Annotated in this window: 14 protein-coding genes and 3 pseudogenes; 11 read left to right on the top strand and 6 right to left on the bottom strand. The window is 30.6% G+C overall.

Annotated features, from left to right (window positions below; all coding sequences use genetic code 11):
- Positions 1–381: 381 nt before the first annotated feature.
- Positions 382–538 (bottom strand): annotated as a pseudogene (locus ECH_RS04880) (GTP-binding protein); the annotation flags it as partial.
- A 737-nt stretch (positions 539–1,275) separates the two neighbouring features.
- Between ECH_RS04880 and ECH_RS04955 the strand changes: the two are divergent.
- The 4 genes from ECH_RS04955 (at position 1,276) to ECH_RS02975 (ending at position 6,212) form a co-directional block, all read left to right on the top strand.
- A complete protein-coding gene (locus ECH_RS04955; protein ID WP_011452774.1) occupies positions 1,276–1,413 on the top strand; it encodes a hypothetical protein in 138 nt (45 codons plus the stop codon).
- A 958-nt stretch (positions 1,414–2,371) separates the two neighbouring features.
- A complete protein-coding gene (locus ECH_RS02985; RefSeq protein WP_006009825.1) occupies positions 2,372–3,493 on the top strand; it encodes a hypothetical protein in 1,122 nt (373 codons plus the stop codon).
- A gap of 377 nt (positions 3,494–3,870) precedes the next feature.
- Positions 3,871–5,526: a hypothetical protein gene (locus ECH_RS02980; RefSeq protein WP_011452772.1), complete on the top strand. Its 1,656-nt coding sequence runs from the start codon at positions 3,871–3,873 to the stop codon at positions 5,524–5,526.
- Between the two features lie 359 nt (positions 5,527–5,885).
- Positions 5,886–6,212 carry a DUF721 domain-containing protein gene (locus ECH_RS02975; protein ID WP_006009837.1) on the top strand — a complete coding sequence of 109 codons (327 nt, stop codon included), beginning with the start codon at positions 5,886–5,888 and terminating at the stop codon, positions 6,210–6,212.
- A 112-nt stretch (positions 6,213–6,324) separates the two neighbouring features.
- On the opposite strand, the pseudogene prfB (ECH_RS04875) reads toward ECH_RS02975, so the two are convergent.
- Positions 6,325–6,485, bottom strand: a pseudogene (gene prfB, locus ECH_RS04875) (peptide chain release factor 2); the annotation flags it as partial.
- 267 nt (positions 6,486–6,752) lie between these two features.
- On the opposite strand from prfB (ECH_RS04875), the gene ECH_RS02970 reads away from it, so the two are divergent.
- Together ECH_RS02970 and ECH_RS02965 are read left to right on the top strand one after the other, a co-directional pair.
- Positions 6,753–8,393, top strand: a complete 1,641-nt coding sequence (locus ECH_RS02970) for a hypothetical protein (RefSeq protein ID WP_011452769.1) — start codon at positions 6,753–6,755, stop codon at positions 8,391–8,393.
- 121 nt (positions 8,394–8,514) lie between these two features.
- Positions 8,515–8,841, top strand: coding sequence for a DUF721 domain-containing protein (locus ECH_RS02965; RefSeq protein WP_006009837.1), 327 nt, complete (start codon positions 8,515–8,517; stop codon positions 8,839–8,841).
- A 109-nt stretch (positions 8,842–8,950) separates the two neighbouring features.
- On the opposite strand, the pseudogene prfB (ECH_RS04870) reads toward ECH_RS02965, so the two are convergent.
- Positions 8,951–9,111, bottom strand: a pseudogene (gene prfB, locus ECH_RS04870) (peptide chain release factor 2); the annotation flags it as partial.
- A 274-nt stretch (positions 9,112–9,385) separates the two neighbouring features.
- Between prfB (ECH_RS04870) and ECH_RS02960 the strand changes: the two are divergent.
- Together ECH_RS02960 and ECH_RS02955 are read left to right on the top strand one after the other, a co-directional pair.
- Positions 9,386–11,026, top strand: coding sequence for a hypothetical protein (locus tag ECH_RS02960; protein ID WP_011452768.1), 1,641 nt, complete (start codon positions 9,386–9,388; stop codon positions 11,024–11,026).
- A gap of 121 nt (positions 11,027–11,147) precedes the next feature.
- Positions 11,148–11,474 carry a DUF721 domain-containing protein gene (locus ECH_RS02955; protein WP_006009837.1) on the top strand — a complete coding sequence of 109 codons (327 nt, stop codon included), beginning with the start codon at positions 11,148–11,150 and terminating at the stop codon, positions 11,472–11,474.
- 112 nt (positions 11,475–11,586) lie between these two features.
- On the opposite strand, the gene prfB (ECH_RS02950) is transcribed toward ECH_RS02955, so the two are convergent.
- The 3 genes from prfB (ECH_RS02950) to gatA all read right to left on the bottom strand — a co-directional run bounded on the left by prfB (ECH_RS02950) (position 11,587) and on the right by gatA (position 15,242).
- A protein-coding gene (gene prfB / locus ECH_RS02950) for a peptide chain release factor 2 (RefSeq protein ID WP_011452767.1) occupies positions 11,587–12,688 on the bottom strand; the annotation gives its coding sequence in 2 pieces (ribosomal slippage) (positions 11,587–12,612 and positions 12,614–12,688; 1,101 coding nt in all).
- Positions 12,689–13,019: 331 nt separating this feature from the next.
- The gene (locus ECH_RS02945) at positions 13,020–13,766 is read right to left on the bottom strand and encodes a YebC/PmpR family DNA-binding transcriptional regulator (RefSeq protein WP_006009839.1); all 747 of its coding nucleotides are present in this window, start codon (positions 13,764–13,766) and stop codon (positions 13,020–13,022) included.
- Positions 13,767–13,778: 12 nt separating this feature from the next.
- Positions 13,779–15,242, bottom strand: coding sequence for an Asp-tRNA(Asn)/Glu-tRNA(Gln) amidotransferase subunit GatA (gene gatA / locus ECH_RS02940; RefSeq protein WP_006009841.1), 1,464 nt, complete (start codon positions 15,240–15,242; stop codon positions 13,779–13,781).
- A 344-nt stretch (positions 15,243–15,586) separates the two neighbouring features.
- On the opposite strand from gatA, the gene ECH_RS02935 reads away from it, so the two are divergent.
- The 3 genes from ECH_RS02935 (at position 15,587) to ECH_RS02925 (ending at position 19,406) form a co-directional block, all read left to right on the top strand.
- Positions 15,587–16,894: a bifunctional folylpolyglutamate synthase/dihydrofolate synthase gene (locus ECH_RS02935; protein WP_006009843.1), complete on the top strand. Its 1,308-nt coding sequence runs from the start codon at positions 15,587–15,589 to the stop codon at positions 16,892–16,894.
- A 486-nt stretch (positions 16,895–17,380) separates the two neighbouring features.
- On the top strand, positions 17,381–18,277 hold the full coding sequence (gene hemC / locus ECH_RS02930) for a hydroxymethylbilane synthase (protein ID WP_006009846.1): 897 nt from the start codon (positions 17,381–17,383) through the stop codon (positions 18,275–18,277).
- A 181-nt stretch (positions 18,278–18,458) separates the two neighbouring features.
- The gene (locus ECH_RS02925) at positions 18,459–19,406 is read left to right on the top strand and encodes a DUF3023 domain-containing protein (protein WP_080502266.1); all 948 of its coding nucleotides are present in this window, start codon (positions 18,459–18,461) and stop codon (positions 19,404–19,406) included.
- Positions 19,407–19,435: the final 29 nt, after the last annotated feature.

The following is a 19,435-nucleotide window of genomic DNA, read 5'->3' as shown; positions in this document are numbered from 1 at the left end:
AAAGGTGTTTGTTTTGATAATGTAAAAAAGGGTAATTTTGTTTATAATAAACTTTGTGTTCGGTAGGTTCAAAGAGTTTTACTAATCTAGGAATGTTAGTTACAAATGTTATTTGCTTATAAGTTAAATAGATTTTGTTGTGAGAAAATTATAAATGAGGGTTTTTATATAAATAACTTATAAAAATGCTGATTAACAGGTTATTAGGATGCAGTATATCTATCCATATTGCTGTTTAGGTACTTGTAAATTATTATTAATGAGTAATCATATATGAAAAACATATGTTATTCAATAGTTTATAATATAACTTCTCAGCATTTTCACCAAATTTCTCAATGTTTGATGCAACATCTTCTTTATTATTATTATTTTGTAATACATTTCATAAATTAACCCCTCTGTTCCTTGTTTACATTGACTACTGGTACTGATAGTTGGATACATAATAAAATCCAAATTAAGGTTTTTAATATAATTTACGTTAACATCAAGCATTTTTTTTTATTTTATCAATTTTTTGATTAATCAATTGAAATATTCAAGGGAAATGTGTGTGTACTGACTGTAAATTTTGATGAAGTTATTCTGTCAAAGTAGTAAAAAATATTTTTGAATTGATGGATCAAGTAGGAAAGTCAGTGATTTCTATGAGTTTTTTAGTTGTAGTTGATTGTTATTGTAGTGCATTGTTATATGTCTTAGGTTTTTATATAAAAATAGAGTTAATGTTCTACAGCATTTAATAATTGTACTGCGGTAAAAAGAGTGGAAGGTATGAACATGGGATTGTTCATAATATACATATGTAGTATGTATGATCAATTTACAGAGTTATGTTAACAAATTGCTTGATATTGCTGAAAGATAAATCTTATTCATTCAATGGCATTTCTAGAGTTGTTATTCTGTATTTTGAGCACTAGGTTTTTTATATTAGATTGTTATTAATTCATTGATTTATAATAAAATTGTTAGTTCAAGTATATGTGATGTTTAACACTAAAGTGTAATCTTATTAAATTATTTTAAGAAAAATATTCGATAATAATTAATAATTAAGTATATAATGTTTATTATTATACTAAAATATACTATATATGATATATTTATATTGCATACTAGTTAAATAGAGTATTTACGTGAAAGTGATTTATTTTTAAGTGTTAGTAATTTTTAGTGCTAGTATATTTCTGCTGTTGATAGTTTGTATAGTATCAATGATACGAAAAAAGTGGATAGATTATAATTTCTGTACTGCTTAGTGTAATATTTATGGTTATCTTGTCATCTGTGTTATATTGTGGTGTTTTCAAAGAAAAAGTAGAAGATAAAGAACTTGTAGATCTATTTCTTGATCAATCACTATTGAATGACAATCATGTGTTTCTAAAATTTTGGATGAAGTTGTAGACTACGATATTGTACTGTTAAGGATGTTGTAGATAATATTGTTAAAGTTACTGATGAATTACAATGATAATAGTCCTTATATTAATGCCATAGTAACCATCAATCTATAATAATCCCTACCTCTACCAACAACATCAACTTTTTTTGAGATTAGCCATATATTCAATAAAGTCTTAGATAATAGATTAAACTGCTGTTACGATAAAAACGGAAGGGTCTATTGGGTGGAGAGTTCTTTGTTTTGTGTAATAGCTGCTGGATTTGTTTGTAAATATTCTATATAGCGTACTGTATATTCTAATGAAATATAGAATTCATTAAAATGATTTCTCAAGTAGATATTGCACATGAGAAAACAGTGCTGATAAATTAGCAGTATTGTAGCAAATCAAATCTTTAGTAAAAGGAAAAGTATACGTATTTGAAAGTTGTAATAAATGAAAATCATATATTCTAGCAGTATATAATCTGAATTTAAGAATAATTAAGCAGTTTGATTTTGATAAAGATGTGTCAAATTTTGATAGGGTGACCGATAAAAAACAGATAATTAAAGGCATTACTTTCCATCTGCATTCAATATTACTGTGCTTATACACATGATGATAATAGCATATTAATATCATAATACATTGTATGGGTATGGGGCAGTATTGTTTGTAACCTAATATATTAAAGTTACTATTATTGGTGGTAGAATTAAAGTATGTTAAGTATATTTAATAGTTTCTTTTTTTATATCAATGTTAGATTTATTATTTCCTATAAATTATAACATGTGATGTGTTTATATATTAAAAAATATTTATATATTTACTAATTTGATAAAATATAACTATATTATCTTAAGATTTCAATAAAAAAGACAAAAATTAAATTTTAATATTTAATATATTTTTATTAATAAGTAATATTATTATTTATAAAAAACTTAATAAAAATTAATAAAATAATTTATATGAGAATTTCTTATAAAATGGCAGTTAAAATAGCAATAGGTTTTGTGATTGCAGCACTAGCAGTGGTTGTAGCACTATCTATTGCAAGTGTTATTCCTAGTATGATAGCCCTCAAAATATTTATGGTTATTGCATCTACTCTGTTGGTGAGTAATGTTAAACATATTACAAGTAAAATAGCAGAATGGCATTCTAAAAAACAGTTTGATGATACAGTATCACGTTCTTTAAACACTGCAGATAAAGTTTTAGATGCAAGTCTTACAGATGCTATTGCTTCTGTGCATAATGTTGAGAAACCTAAAAATTTTTTTACATCTGATAGTAGTAATTATGTTTTATTTCCTGAATTTGATAAAAATTTTAATAATATATTAGATAAGCTGTTATCTAACAATGTAGTTAATGAAGATACACTTGATCAAGAGTTAATGTCGTCTTTGTTTACAGAAGAAGAGAAGATATTGGCTATATTATCTGCTAGATTTATTTGTAAGCATCCTAGTATGTATGCAATGTATTCTAGTGATGCACGTAAATGTATATCATTACTTGGTAAATTGAATTTTAAAAAATCTCAACATGCAAATAACGCTCATGATAAAATGAAATCCTTGGTAAGGGAGGAACACATTAGTGTTAAGAATAAGGATGAATTTAATAAAATGTTGAAAGAGGCTATGTTTATACATACACAGGATTCTGTTTTTATGAAATTACTTCATGGTTTGAAAGATATTGAGAACTGTCCTGAACATGTGTTGGAGTTAATGAGTCTTTTTAAATCTTATAAATATTATGATGTGTATAATGATTCTACTGTAAAGTATTATGTTGATTTGGCTTCTAAACAATTAGATAAAGTAAATCCTAGGTTAAGATCAGGAATAATTGCTAACGGTAGTGATGATAATGCTTCTAAAGATAAATGTAGTGCTGATTCTAAGAAAGATCCTGCTGATATTAAAGAGGGTTGTCATAGTATGTCTAATACAAAGTCTAGTTCTATGGGTATCTATAGTGTTCATGATATTACTAGTGATATTGCTAATGACACATTAAAACGTAGCTTTGTTGAAAAATTAGCAAATGGAAATAGTCCTAAAGGTAGAGTAGTATAAAAAGGTAGTAAAAATTTGATATTTATGATAAGGTATGGATTAGCATAATATTATGTAAATTCTTTGTTTTATACTTAACATGTTATTGGTAATTAATGTAATTATAAGATAATTATAGGTATATTTGAATATAGTTACTGTAAATTTAGTGTTGAATATTATTACTAATGTATAATGATGCATACTGTTAATTATTTTTATAGTTAATAGAGCTGCTGGTATATAAATTAGTGATTTTATATTAAGTAATACTACTATAAATTTGTTAATCTAAAGCATTGTTTTTTTAATGTATTTTACGATTTTTATGTAATGTATTACACTAATTAAGTAATGAATTCTATTACATCCTATTTGAAATTAGTTGGTCTTAGAAGATGAATAAAACCCAATCTTTATGTTTATTACTAACATGTTTTCTGTTTTTTACTGCTGCAGCTTTAGTATATTACTTTAGAAAAGATATTTCTACGACACCTTATTTACATGTGGCTGCTATATTACTTATGGTACTTATGGCAATTATGGCGATTGCTATGCTTGTCATTGTTGCACACATGGCTATGATGTGTTCTCAATCCTATACAAAGATTCAGTCTAATTTACCATCTATTAAAGAAGGTAAGGAAGTACTTGTATTTGTTCCTTTGACTGAAGACACAGTAAGTAGATTAAATTTTGGTGGTGGTGATATTTTTAAAATCGAGTGTAATACTCGTGCATCTGTAATGAATTTAGGACAAGGCAATGGGAAAGGTATTGTATTAACATTAACTCGAAAATATGGATTGTGTTCTCAAAGAACGGTTGATGTTCAGGTAGATACTAATCGTAAATGTGCTATGTTATTTAACGATCAACAAGCTGCTAATGTCAAAGGTCCAGGTTTATATTGCGTAACTAAACTTAATGAAAAGAGTGGGGTATTTCAAGATAGATTAAAGAGCGATACATCATTGACTGTTGAATATGTGGAAGTGCACGGCGGGAAAGTAAAAGTATGGCATAGGTATTGTAAGCGAACTCTAGGTCAAAACTTTGCGAGTTTCCTATTAAGTAAGAAAGTTGAGGATAAATCTCATACAGCTAGTGATGATGATGATACTATAAGTTTGTATGAGGTAATGTTAAGAGGTCTATTGCGGTCATGCCCAAGTAGTTCGACATTAATATTTCCATCTGATGATTGTGATGAAAACTCAGAAGCTTGGGTTAATAGAGATGATGGTAAATTAGCTTTGTCTTTTTTAATGAGCTTTAGCCCTGCATCAATCTTAAGTACTCTAAAGAATTTGAAAGATAAAGAAGTACTTGAAAAAGTACAACTTCTGCAGAGGTATATTTCTCAATGTGATTTAACTCCTGATGACGAACATCTGCCTATAATATGTGAGAGAATAAAATATAAGTTTTTTGAAACACATGAGAAAATAAGTTCATATAATAATATAGAGGATCGTTTGACAACATCTGGTAGTTCATTTTTTACTCTACTTCGTACTAAAATAGAAGAGGACAAAGAAGGTATTTTACCTGGGGTTCTTGCTATTGCTGCTCATCAATTTCAGAATGATTTAGCTCCTGATACTAAATCAAATATGTTCTTTGTTGGTATATTATCTGAACAAGGAAAGCATGGCATGATTAAGGAAGTACGAGAACTCTTCGGTAAGAATCCAGATCAAACATTAATTGGTGATCCATATTCACTAATTGCATTTGATAGTTGTAAATTAATAGGGTTACAGATCTCTCCTGCTCTCAAGCTCATGGGAAGTGTATTAGGACCTACTTGTACTGCTCAGGAATTAGTTGATAAAGCAAGAGGCTATGTTATGGATATATATTGGAAAAATATAGTAGTACCGAATATGGTATTGGACTGTGTTGAGTTTGGAAATGCACAAAATGTCTCTTTATGTGCTGGACAAGATATGGCACTGGAAAATAGTAGTGACAACGTAAGTATAATAAGTGGGGCTAATGTTTGTTGTTTTGGTAGTTGTGATCCAAATCCATATAGTAGAATATGACGTAGACAATATGTTGTTTAGATCTGGCCTTAAGACTATAGAGTTTGCTGTTGAAAAATTAATATTCAGTAAATGTTGTTTAGTGGTTATAATCTAAATCCATATAGTAGAGTCAGGTAGACAATATGTTGTTTAGATCTGGCCTTAAGACTATAGAGTTTGCTGTTGAGAAATTAATATTAAATGAATGTTGTTTTGGTGGTTGTGATCCAAATCCATATAGTAGAATATGACGTAGACAACATGTTGTTTAGATCTGGCCTTAAGACTATAGAGTTTGCTGTTGAGAAATTAATATTAAATGAATGTTGTTTTGGTGGTTGTGATCCAAATCCATATAGTAGAGTGAGATAGACAACATGTTGTTTAGATCTGGCCCTAAGACTATAGGGTCTGCTGTTGAAAAGTTAATATTAAATAAATGTGATAAGAATCATATTAGTAAGATTGAAGTACTTCTGTTTTTTAATTGGAACAATATTGTTGGAGAAGAAATATCACAAGTTGCTAAGCCAAAGAAACTATCGTTCTTAAATGCTATGAACACAGGAGTTTTATATCTTGTTGTGAATAATGGAGGTGTGGCAATTAATATACAATATGCCATTCCAATTATTATAGAAAAGATTTCTGTTTTTTTTGGGTTTAAAGTAGTTAATATAATAAAAATTAGGCAACAGTTATAGTATTTTGTAACTATTAATCTATTTATTGTTATTGTCGAGTATATTGTATACAAGTGAATGAAGTAGTACTTAGATATTGTAATGGTGCTGAGATTATGTGTTATCAATAGAATTATATTTTTGTTGTAAGTGCTGATATGATAAATGAATCTAAGTTCCCATCTAATACAGAATTTACATTACCTACTTCATGCCCTGTGCGTATATCCTTTACCATTTGATATGGATGCATAACATAGATCTAATTTGATTATCCCATCCTATATTGCATCTTCATGGGTATATTTGAATATAGTTATATAAATTTAGTGTTGAATATTATTACTAATGTATCATGTATAATGATGCATACTGTTAATTATTTTTATAGTTAATAGAGCTACTGGTATATAAATTAGTGATTTCATATTAAGTAATACTATTATAAATTTATTAACCTAAAGTGTTGTTTTTTATGTACTTTACAATTTTTATGTAATGTATTACACTAATTAAGTAATGAATTCTATTACATCCTTTAAAATTAGTTGGTCTTAGAAAATGAATAAAACACAATCTTTGAGTGTATTGCTCACATGTTTTCTGATTTTTGCTGCTGCAGCTTTATTATATCGCTTTAGAAACGATATTGGTGGGTACCCATATTTAAATGTGGCTGCTATATTAATTATGGCAGTGATGGCTATTGCTATGCTTGTCACTATTGTACACATAGCTATGATGTGTTCTCAATCCTATACAAAGATTGAGGCTGCTTTACCATCTATTGAAGAAGGTAAGCAAGTAATAGTATTTGTCCCCTTGACTGAAAACACAGTAAGGAGATTAAATTTTGGTAGTGAGATTTCTAAAATCGAGTGTGATGGTCGTGCATCTATACTGAATTTAGGACCAAAACGAGAGAAAAGTATTGTATTAAAAGTAACTCGAAAATATGGATTATGTTCTCAAAAAACGGTTAATGTTGGTGTAGATGGTAGTCGTAAATGTGCTGTATTGTTTAACAATCAACAAGCTGCTCAGATTGAAGGTCCAGGTTTATATTGCATAACTAAGTTTAATAAAAATAGTGAGAAATTGCGAAGTGAATTACAGGACGATATATCAATGAGTATTGAGTATGTGGAAACAACACATGCTGGAGACCTACTAGTGTATTATACGTATAATAGGCGACAGCTAACTGAAAGCTCTATGAGTTTCCTGTTAAATAAGAACGTTGAGGATAAATCTCATACAGCTAGTGATGGTGGTGATACTATAACTTTGTATGAGGTGGTATTAAGAGGTCTATTGCGTTCATGTCCAAGTAGTCCGACATTGATATTTCCATCTGATGATTGTCAAGACTCAGAAGCTTGGGTTAATAGCGGTGACGGTAGGTTAGCTTTGTCTTTTTTACTGCACTTTAGCCCTGCATCAATTTTAGGTAGTGCAGATAGGTTGAAAGATAAAACACTAGTTCAAAAAGTACGCTTCTTCCGGGATTATATTATTGAAAAGGATTTAAATCCTAATGACGACGATTTGCCTGTACTAGGTGATAAAATAAAATATAAGTTTTTTGAGACACATGACAAACTATCTTCATATCGTAATCTAGAGAATCGTTTTACAACACGTGGTATATCATTTTTTAGGCTACTTCGTGATCAAGTACAAGGAGATGATATTGTAGCTGGGATGCTTGCTCTTGCGGCTCATCAATTTCGAGATGCTACGGAGCCTGAGACTAGATCAAATATGTGCCTTAGGAATATTTTAAATGTAGAAGGAAAGCATGATATGACCGAGGAGGTAAGACAACTCTTCGGTAGTGGGCCAGATTCACTATCAGGTAATGATCCATATTCAATAATTACATTTGCTAGTTATAAATTAATGGGGTTAGGTATCTCTCCTGCTCTCAAGTTCCTGCAACCGTCATTAGGACCTGCTTGTACTCTTCGGGAGTTAGTTAATGGTGCAAGAAAATATGTTATGGATATATATTGGAGCAATATAGTAGTGCCGGATATGGCACTAGATGGTGTTAACTTTGGACCTATAGAAGATACCTGTTTATGTACTGGAAGAGATATAGAAATAGACAGTAGTAGTGACGACGTAAGTCTAACTAGTGAGATTGATGTTTGTTGTTTTGGTGGTTGTAGTATGAATCCATATAGTAGAATGAGGTAGACAACATGTTGTTTAGATCTGGCCTTAAGACTATAGAGTTTGCTGTTGAGAAATTAATATTAAGTAAATGTTGTTTTAGTGGTTATAATCTAAATCCATATAGTAGAGTGAGATAGACAACATGTTGTTTAGATCTGGCCCTAAGACTATAGGGTCTGCTGTTGAAAAGTTAATATTAAATAAATGTGATAAGAATCATATTAGTAAGATTGAAGTACTTCTGTTTTTTAATTGGAACAATATTGTTGGAGAAGAAATATCACAAGTTGCTAAGCCAAAGAAACTATCGTTCTTAAATGCTATGAACACAGGAGTTTTATATCTTGTTGTGAATAATGGAGGTGTGGCAATTAATATACAATATGCCATTCCAATTATTATAGAAAAGATTTCTGTTTTTTTTGGGTTTAAAGTAGTTAATATAATAAAAATTAGGCAACAGTTATAGTATGTAATTATTAATCTATTTATTGTTATTGTCGAGTATATTGTATACAAGTGAATGAAGTAGTACTTAGATATTGTAATGGTGCTGAGATTATGTGTTATCAATAGAATTATATTTTTGTTGTAAGTGCTGATATGATAAATGAATCTAAGTTCCCATCTAATACAGAATTTATATTACCCACTTCATGCCCTGTGCGTATATCCTTTACCATTTGATATGGATGCATAACATAGATCTAATTTGATTATCCCATCCTATATTGCATCTTTAGGGTATATTGAATATAGTTACTATAAATTTAGTATTGAATATTATTACTAATGTATCATGTATAATGATACATACTGTTAATTATTTTTATAGTTAATAGAGCTGCTGGTATATAAATTAGTGATTTCATATTAAGTAATACTGCTATAAGTTTGTTAACCTAAGGCATTGTTTTTTTAATGTACTGTACAATTTTTATGTAATGTGTTACACTAATTAAGTAATGAATTCTATAATATACATCCTATTTAAAATTAGTTGGTCTTAGAAAATGAATAAAACCCAATCTTTGAGTGTATTACTCACATGTTTTCTGATTTTTGCTGCTGCAGCTTTATTATATCGCTTTAGAAACGATATTAGTGGGTCATATCCATATTTAAATGTGGCTGCTATATTAATTATGGCAGTGATGGCTATTGCTATGCTTGTCACTATTGTACACATAGCTATGATGTGTTCTCAATCCTATACAAAGATTGAGGCTGCTTTACCATCTATTGAAGAAGGTAAGCAAGTAATAGTATTTGTCCCCTTGACTGAAAACACAGTAAGGAGATTAAATTTTGGTAATGAGATTTCTAAAATCGAGTGTGATGATCGTGCATCTATACTGAATTTAGGACCAAAACGAGAGAAAAGTATTGTATTAAAAGTAACTCGAAAATATGGATTATGTTCTCAAAAAACGGTTAATGTTGGTGTAGATGGTAGTCGTAAATGTGCTGTATTGTTTAACAATCAACAAGCTGCTCAGATTGAAGGTCCAGGTTTATATTGCATAACTAAATTTAATAAAAATAGTGAGAAATTTCGAAGTCAATACCAAGACGATGCATCAATGAATATTGAGTATGTGGAAATGGAAGGCGGGAACCTACTAATGTATTATACGTATTATAGGCGACAGCTAAGTAAAGACTATATGGATTTCCTGTTACATAAGAAAGTTGAGGATAAATCTCATACAGCTAGTGATGGTGGTGATACTATAACTTTGTATGAGGTGGTATTAAGAGGTCTATTGCGTTCATGTCCAAGTAGTCCGACATTGATATTTCCATCTGATGATTGTCAAGACTCAGAAGCTTGGGTTAATAGCGGTGACGGTAGGTTAGCTTTGTCTTTTTTACTGCACTTTAGCCCTGCATCAATTTTAAGTAGTGCAGATAGGTTGAAAGATAAAACACTAGTTCAAAAAGTACGCTTATTCCGGGATTATATTATTGAAAAGGATTTAAATCCTAATGACGACGATTTGCCTGTACTAGGTGATAAAATAAAATATAAGTTTTTTGAGACACATGACAGACTATCTTCATATCGTAATCTAGAGAATCGTTTTACAACATCTGGTAGATCATTTTTGGAGCTACTTAGTGATAAAGTAAGAGAAGATGATATTGTAGCTGGGATGCTTGCTCTTGCGGCTCATCAATTTCAAGATGCTATAGAGCCTGAGACTAGGTCAAATATGTTACTTAAAAATATTTTAAATGCAGAAGGAAAGCATGATATGGTCGAGGAGGTAAAACAACTCTTCGGTAGTGAGCCAGATTCACTATTAGGTAATGATCCATATTCAATAATTACATTTGCTAGTTATAAATTAATAGGGTTAGATATCTCTCCTGCTCTCAATTTACTGCAAGCGTCATTAGGACCTAGTTGTACTCTTCAGGAGTTAGTTAATGGTGCAAGAAAATATGTTATGAGTATATATTGGAGCAATATAGTAGTGTCGGATGTGGTACTAGATGGTGTTAACTTTGGACCTATAGAAGATACCTGTTTATGTACTGGAAGAGATATAGAAATAGACAGTAGTAGTGACGACGTAAGTCTAACTAGTGAGATTGATGTTTGTTGTTTTGGTGGTTGTAGTATGAATCCATATAGTAGAATGAGGTAGACAATATGTTGTTTAGATCTGGCCTTAAGACTATAGAGTTTGCTGTTGAGAAATTAATATTAAATAAATGTTGTTTTAGTGGTTATAATCTAAATCCATATAGTAGAGTGAGGTAGACAACATGTTGTTTAGATCTGGCCCTAAGACTATAGGGTCTGCTGTTGAAAAGTTAATATTAAATAAATGTGATAAGAATCATATTAGTAAGATTGAAGTACTTCTGTTTTTTAATTGGAACAATATTGTTGGAGAAGAAATATCACAAGTTGCTAAGCCAAAGAAACTATCGTTCTTAAATGCTATGAACACAGGAGTTTTATATCTTGTTGTGAATAATGGAGGTGTGGCAATTAATATACAATATGCCATTCCAATTATTATAGAAAAGATTTCTGTTTTTTTTGGGTTTAAAGTAGTTAATATAATAAAAATTAGGCAACAGTTATAGTATTTTGTAACTATTAATCTATTTATTGTTATTGTCGAGTATATTGTATACAAGTGAATGAAGTAGTACTTAGATATTGTAATGGTGCTGAGATTATGTGTTATCAATAGAATTATATTTTTGTTGTAAGTGCTGATATGATAAATGAATCTAAGTTCCCATCTAATACAGAATTTACATTACCTACTTCATGCCCTGTGCGTATATCCTTTACCATTTGATATGGATGCATAACATATGATCTAATTTGATTACCCCATCCTATATTGCATCTTTTGTTGTGTTCTTCTGCCATTTTTTTTTCTTTCTCTTGTAATTTTAGTTGATACAGTCTGCTTTTTAGTAAATTATGTGCTTCAGCTAAATTTTGATGTTGAGATCTATTGTTTTGGCATTGTACTACAATTCCAGATGGTATATGTGTAATACGTACAGCACTTTCTGTTTTATTAACGTGTTGACCTCCTGCTCCAGATGCTCTGTATGTATCTATTCGTAAATCTTTGTCGAGGATTTCAATATTAGTATCTTCATTAATTACTGGGGAAACTAATATACTTGAGAAAGTAGTATGACGTTTAGCATTTGAATTGAAAGGAGAGATACGTACTAGTCTGTGAATGCCACTTTCAGTTTTTGCCCACCCGTATGCATTATCTCCTATTACTTTTATAGTAGCAGATTTTACTCCTACTTCTTCTCCATCTAGCTTATGGACAATTTCTGTTTTAAAATTATGGTATATTTCTGCCCACCTTACGTACATTCGGAAAAGCATACTAGACCAATCATTGCTTTCTGTACCTCCAGCTCCAGATTGAATCTCTATAAAGCAATCATTATGATCTGCTTCATTAGAAAATAGACATTCAACTTCTTTTTTTTGAACCTTTTCTTTTAATTTTGCTAAACCTGCTTCTAACTCATTTAGTAGTTCATCTGTATCATTATTTATAACGGATAATAGTTCAGTATAATAATTATACTCTTCCTCTAATTCTGTAAATGAGTTTAGAGTTTTAGATATTCTAGCACGTTCACATAGAATACGTTGTGCTAAAGAATTGTCATCCCACAGGGACGTACTAGAACACTGCAGACTAAGGTCAGCTAATAAACTTGTTAAATTGTCAATGTCAAAGATGACCCCGAATCAACTGTAAAGCCTTACCTAAACTTACTAACTCTTCATCAGCATAGGATTTCGTGATCATAATAGTATAAGAAAAAATTAACTGTTAGATTTTACTCGATTTATTAAAATATACAACAAAAATAAGCATAATAACAACTTTAACATAAATACCATAATCGAATAACTAATTATAGAATACAAAACCTATATTAGGAACGCAAGCTATAAATTGTTAAAGAAAGATTAACCGTTGTTGGGTGGTAGTTCTGCAGAAAAATAACACTTATTCACACAGTGCATCATTTTCACCCATTCATATACGTGTATTATATTGAATAGTGATACTAAAAGATCAATATAAAAATATTATAACTTATACACCTAACTAATTCAATCTTACCATTGTAGTTTTAATAGAAAGTAAAGTTGCTGTCTATATATTGTACATCATCGTTATTTTCTAATAGATCCATTAGATTTGAAATTTTCTTTTGTATTTCTTCATCTTCTATTTTTACAGTATCACTTGCTTTCCAAAATAGTCTAGAAAACTCAGCATCAGAGAATTTATGAAATAGTTGATCTCTTACATTACCAAAATCTTGAACATTACAAATGACATAGTATATCTTTTCTTGAGTATCATCTTGTATAATTTCTTCAACATCTAAAGCGTGTAATTCTATAGCGGTGTTAAACAATGAGTCAAAGCTGTCTATAGATGAAGCTTTATATGCTATGACTCCTACATGATTAAAAAGAAAACTTACACTTCCAGATTCTCCCAATTTACCATTATATTTTGATAGAGCGTGTCTTAATTCAGCTGCTGTTCTATTGCGATTATTAGTTAAAGTTTGAATCATAAGGGCTATATTTCCTGGACCATAACCTTCATATACTACTTCTTCGTAATTATCAGTTTGAGTATTTCCAGTTGCACTTTTGATTGCAGCATCAATTCTGTCTTTAGGAAGATTTTCTTTTTTAGCTGCAATGATTGCAGACCTTAATCTAGAGTTAAATTCTGGATCTGGTAATCCTTGTTTTGCAGCTACAATAATTTCCCGGATTAATTTTGTAAATTTTTGAGCTCTTTTTGCATCTTGAGCTCCTTTCCTATGTTTTATATTTGCAAATTGTGAATGACCAGCCATAATGGTTACCCTCTATTTTAAAATTTTTCCTGTATGTTTTTCTATAATACTAGCTACATTTAAAATTCCTCCCTCATCGTAATAGTTACCTATTACTTGTAAAGAAAGTGGTAAGTTACTTTTTGATAATCCTATTGGAACGGAAATAGCAGGTAATCCTGCTAAACTTGCTGGAACGGTGAATACATCATTTAAATACATAGTTAATGTATCTAATTGTTCGTTTATTGCGAATGCTTCTTTAGGGGTAGTAGGAGTCAGTATGTAGTCAATTTTTTTAAATGACTCAACAAAATCATTTATTACTAAGTGTCTGATACGCTGTGCTTTATTATAGTATGCGTCGTAATATCCTGATGATAATACATATGCTCCAATTAATATTCTGCGTTTTACTTCTGTTCCAAAATTATGTCCACGTGTTAACTCGTACATCTCATTAATGTCATCAGATGATATGCGTGCTCCATACCTTATTCCATCATATCTTGCAAGGTTAGAAGATGCTTCTGCAGAACATATAATATAATATACAGGTAATGCATAACTTGTATGTGGTAAACTAATTTCTATAATTTCAGCTCCTTCATCCTTGAGATATTGTATTCCCTTGGCCCACATTTCTGAAACTTCAGTATATTCTTGATATTTACCCGATAATTCATACTCCTTTGGTATGCCAATACGTTTACCTTTAATTGTATGTGTAATACTTTCAGAAAATTTAGGGACAGCTATATTAGCAGAAGTTGAATCTTGAATATCATATCCACAAATTGACTGTAACATTAAGGATGCATCTTCTACTGTACGTGTCAGTACTCCTGCTTGGTCAAGAGAGCTAGCAAATGCTATCATACCAAACCTTGAACATCTTCCATATGTTGGTTTCAGCCCTACTATCCCGCATAGTGCTGCAGGTTGACGTACTGATCCACCTGTATCACTACCTAAAGCACCAGCACATAAGAATCCTGCTACAGCAGCACTTGAACCACCTGATGATCCTCCAGGTACAACTTCAACACCATCTGCTCTTACCCATGGATTTTTTACATGTCCAAAACAACTGTTAGAATTTGATGATCCCATCGCAAATTCATCCATGTTTAACTTTCCTAGCATGACAGCTCCATTGTCAAGTAGCCGTTTAGTAACAGTTGAATCATATTGAGGGGTAAAATTTTTTAATATGTTAGAACATGCTGTTGTTCTAACGTGTTTTGTACAGAATAAATCTTTTATACCCACTGGAATTCCAGTTAAAGGAGTTAAATTTTCTTTTTGATGTGTAAAGATGTAATCTGCTTTTTCAGCTGCACTTAAAGCAATTTCTGGTGTTTTGGTTATAAAAGCATTTAATTTTTCGTTGTTAACTGCTTCAATATGAAGTTTAGTTAATTCTACAGCGGAGAATTCTCTTTTTTTTAAGTTGTCATGCATTTCTGCAATAGATAATTTTAAAATGTTTTTCATGTTTGAGTAAGTAGATAAGAGTGGCTGTAAATTACCATATTATCTACGATAAAACAATTAAATTTTTGGTAATTTAAAAATATACTTGATAAACTGAAAGTAATTCACTGAAAATCTATTGTTTATTTTGAAAATCAGGTATTTGTAACTTATATCGTCTTTTCATGAATATGGATATTAAACTCAATTATAAAAATAACTGTGAATAGATTAGGAATTTAAGATTTGTTGTTGGGTATCTAATTTTTTAAAAGTTTGGGTATTGATATTTATTGGATAGGGTATATAATATCTTGTATCTAGTTATGCAATCATTTTTTTTGAGTTACCTAAGGAGGTAGGGTATGGTAAGTATGCCCCACTGGCCTAAACCTATAGGTTTAGCACCGGCTGATCTGGTTTGTGATATGATTCCTGGTAGAATGAGACAATTATTAGATAGGCTAGGTAATCCTGAAAAAAAATTACCTCCAGTGATACATATTGCTGGAACTAATGGTAAGGGGTCAACTATATCGTTTATACGTTATATTTTGAATTCTGCAGGTCTAAAAACTCATATTTACACTTCGCCACACTTAGTAGAATTTAATGAAAGAGTAGTCCTTGCTGGAAAAAGAATATCTGATCAATATTTACATGAGGTTATAGAGATTTGTAGAGAAGCCAGTGAGGGTATCCCTGTTACTTTTTTTGAAGGTACAACTGCAGCAATATTATTAGCATTTTCAAAAGTTGACGCAGATATTGTATTAGTAGAAACAGGTGTTGGTGGACGTCTTGATGCAACAAATGTAGTACACCCAATATTAAATATTATTACTTCAATATCATTAGAGCATACAGAAGCATTAGGCAATACTGTTGAATTAATAGCTGGTGAGAAAGCTGGAATAATGAAAGAGAATGTTACTTGTGTTATTGCCCCACAAGATCAAGAATCAATAATGAACGTTCTAGAATATCATGCAATTAAGAAAAACGTTCCGTTATACCGAGGGGGAATTGATTGGTTTTGTGAAAGGAAAGGCGATAGTATGCTTTTTAAGAGTAGTGTTGATGAGTTACTTTTTCCATTGCCCTCATTACGTGGAGAACATCAGATAATAAATGCAGGTAATGCCATAGCTGCTTGTAGTATACTTTCTGGTAAGTTTGGGTATAATATAGATTATGAAAATATTGTTCAAGGTTTAAAAGAAGCTTATTGGCCAGCTAGATTAGAAAAAATTACTACTGGTTTCCTATCTAAAATGGTGCCTCAACTTTGGGATTTGTTTTTAGATGGGGCTCATAATCCTGCCGGAGGTGAAATGCTATCACGTTGGATACAGAATAATGAATTAGGAGATTTGTACATTATTATTGGAATGACTAGAGAAAAAGATAGTGCTGTATTTTTAAATTATTTAAAACCTTATATAAAATTCTTGTCTAGTGTTTGTATAAAATCTGAACCAAGAGCTCAAACTGCAGCAGAACTATTACAGACTGCATTGTCATTAGGTATAAAAGCTGTTGCGGCTAAGACTTTGGCAGATGCAATTTCTAAAATATTAGAAGTAGGAGATTGTAATAGAAAGTCTACAATTTTAATTTGTGGGTCATTATATTTAGCCGGAGATGTTTTATTAGAAAACAGTATGGAGTAATATATTTCTGCAGAGTTATTTAATTTGATACATGCAGTTTTATTATTATCTTGAAGTTTTTATAGAGAAAGTCGAGTTAAGGTAACACGGTATCCTTCTGTCATGTATTTATTAATGATTCTCAGCATGGGAACTGAGTGTAATATTGTAAATTTATGTGAGTTTATAATGTATGCTAGTTATTATTTCTTATCCATTAAAGGCATTATATCTTAGAAGTAGAAGGGTTATTAATTAACATATATTTAATAGCATCAAGCTAAATTATCAATACTGTAGATTATATTTTTATGAGTTCCTAGTTTTTAGGGCTTTTGATAAAGGAGGTTATACTTAAGTTAGTATAAATGGATTGCATATAAAGCTATATTGATTGAATATTCAAGCTTGATATTGGGTTTTCGTTTGATTTGTTTATAAATGCTGTAGCATGTGGCGTATAGTTTTGTTATTATTGAGCTTTTATGAGTATTTTGCTAATTCATTATGAATATAAGAATTGGGACGAGAGGAAGTATTTTAGCGATAGCACAGACATTAGAAATTAAAAATCTGTTAAACAGATATTTTCCTGAAATTAGTGTTCAAATTGTTAAAATTAAGACTTCTGGAGATATCAATAATCAGGTTCCTCTGAGTGCTATAGGTGGAAAAAGCTTATTTATAAAGGAAATAGAGGAAGCATTATTAATGGGGAAAGTAGATTTAGCTGTGCATTCAGTAAAAGACATACCAGCATTTTATTGTGAGGGGTTGATCATTCCTTGTGTGTTAAAACGTAATAGCCCATATGATGTTTTTATTTCATCTAAGCATAAAGATATAAAATCACTTCCTCTTAATGCAACCATAGGTACATCTTCTGTGAGAAGAAAAGTACAGTTAAATTATTTGCGTCCAGATCTTCAAGTAGTTCCTGTTAGAGGTAATATAGACACTAGAATATTAAAGGCTAATGTTGGTGAATTTGATGGTATAGTATTGGCTGAAGCTGGATTAATCAGAATAAATAGATGTGATGTAATTAAAGAAATATTAAGTCCTAAAATAATGTTAAGTGCAGTAGGACAAGGTGCAATAGGTATTCAATGCAGAGTTGATGATCATAGTATAATAAATAAGATTAAGGTTTTAAATTGCCATCAGTCTTACGTTTGTGTAATGGCTGAAAGAAGTTTTTTAAAAACAATTAATGGTTCTTGTGATACGCCATTAGCAGCGCTAGCTCAGTACGTTAATAACGATACAATTCATATGTCTTGTATGCTTGCAAATGAAAAAAATATGGTATTTGCAAGCTGCTGCTTTAATGAGTGTGATGCGGAAAAATCAGGTATTAATATGGGAAAGAAATTAATGGATGAATTGAGTCAGTATTATTAAAAATATTAGTATTTTTTATTATTATAGTATTAATTTGCGTTGGTTTCTAAGTAAGAATAACAATTTTTTGTTGTATTATATGTTTTGATATACTTGACTTGATATTAGATGTGCTTTTATAATTTATATATAAATTAATTATAATTCATAATAAGTAAAAGTATTATATTGAGATTAGTATATGTTTAGTAAAATGTCTTTGGAAGATCAAAAAAAATATAATGATTTATTATGTAAAAAAGTAACAAGTTTGCCATTTATTGAAGTTTCAGGATGTTTTGTCATAGGTACGACTGATTCTAATGGTGAGTTAAATGTTAGGGTAACTAAAACTCATGTAGATCAAGAGCAAATACCTTTTGGGACACAGTCAGGAAATAAGCTGATTTTAATGAAGTGTAGAATGCCAAGTAGTTTTGTAATGGAGGAAGAACCGTTAAGGAATACGATTAATCCTATTGCCAAATTTTCTAGTACTTTTGAAGTAAATATGTACTTTTTAGTTAACGATGGATCTGCTACAGACTTCTTTCTTAATGTATGGCGGAAAACACACTATAGAAAGTATAAACGTTTTGCAAATTTTTGTGGTTATGGAAAGTTTGTATATGCTAGAGTACGTACTGCATCGAATGATAAAGATTTTGATGAGTTTGAAGCTTTAGCAAATGTAGCCCAATTAAAAGCAAATTTTACTGTACAACAAGAAATCAAAGGTTTACTGTCAAGTAAGAAAAAAGTGATAGTACGATCTACTATAGATGGGTCAGAATTAGGTGCAGTTGGTGGTGAAGGTATAGTAGGCAAACATCTGGAAATGAAAGAAGTTCCAACAGATGATTTACTCGGTGGAATATTTACGCAAGGTGAGTCAAAATTAGGTGCAGTTGGTGGTGAAAGTGTAGTAGGCAAACATCTGGAAATGAAAGAAGTTCCAACAGATGATTTACTCGGTGGAATATTTACGCAAGATGAGTCAAAATTAGGTGCAGTTGGTGGTGAAGGTATAGCAGCCAAACATCCGAAAAAGAAGAAAGAAGTTCCACCAATGGTAAATGAAGTAATTACGGTATTACAGAATATTTCTGTTGAGCTTGAGAAGGTGATCAGTAAGGACGGTAAAACATGATTTTGTAATGTTATAATGGTGCTTTTTAT

It is taken from the genome of Ehrlichia chaffeensis str. Arkansas (assembly GCF_000013145.1).
GTDB classification, from domain to species: domain Bacteria; phylum Pseudomonadota; class Alphaproteobacteria; order Rickettsiales; family Anaplasmataceae; genus Ehrlichia; species Ehrlichia chaffeensis.
This window is presented reverse-complemented; position numbering and strand designations above follow the sequence as displayed.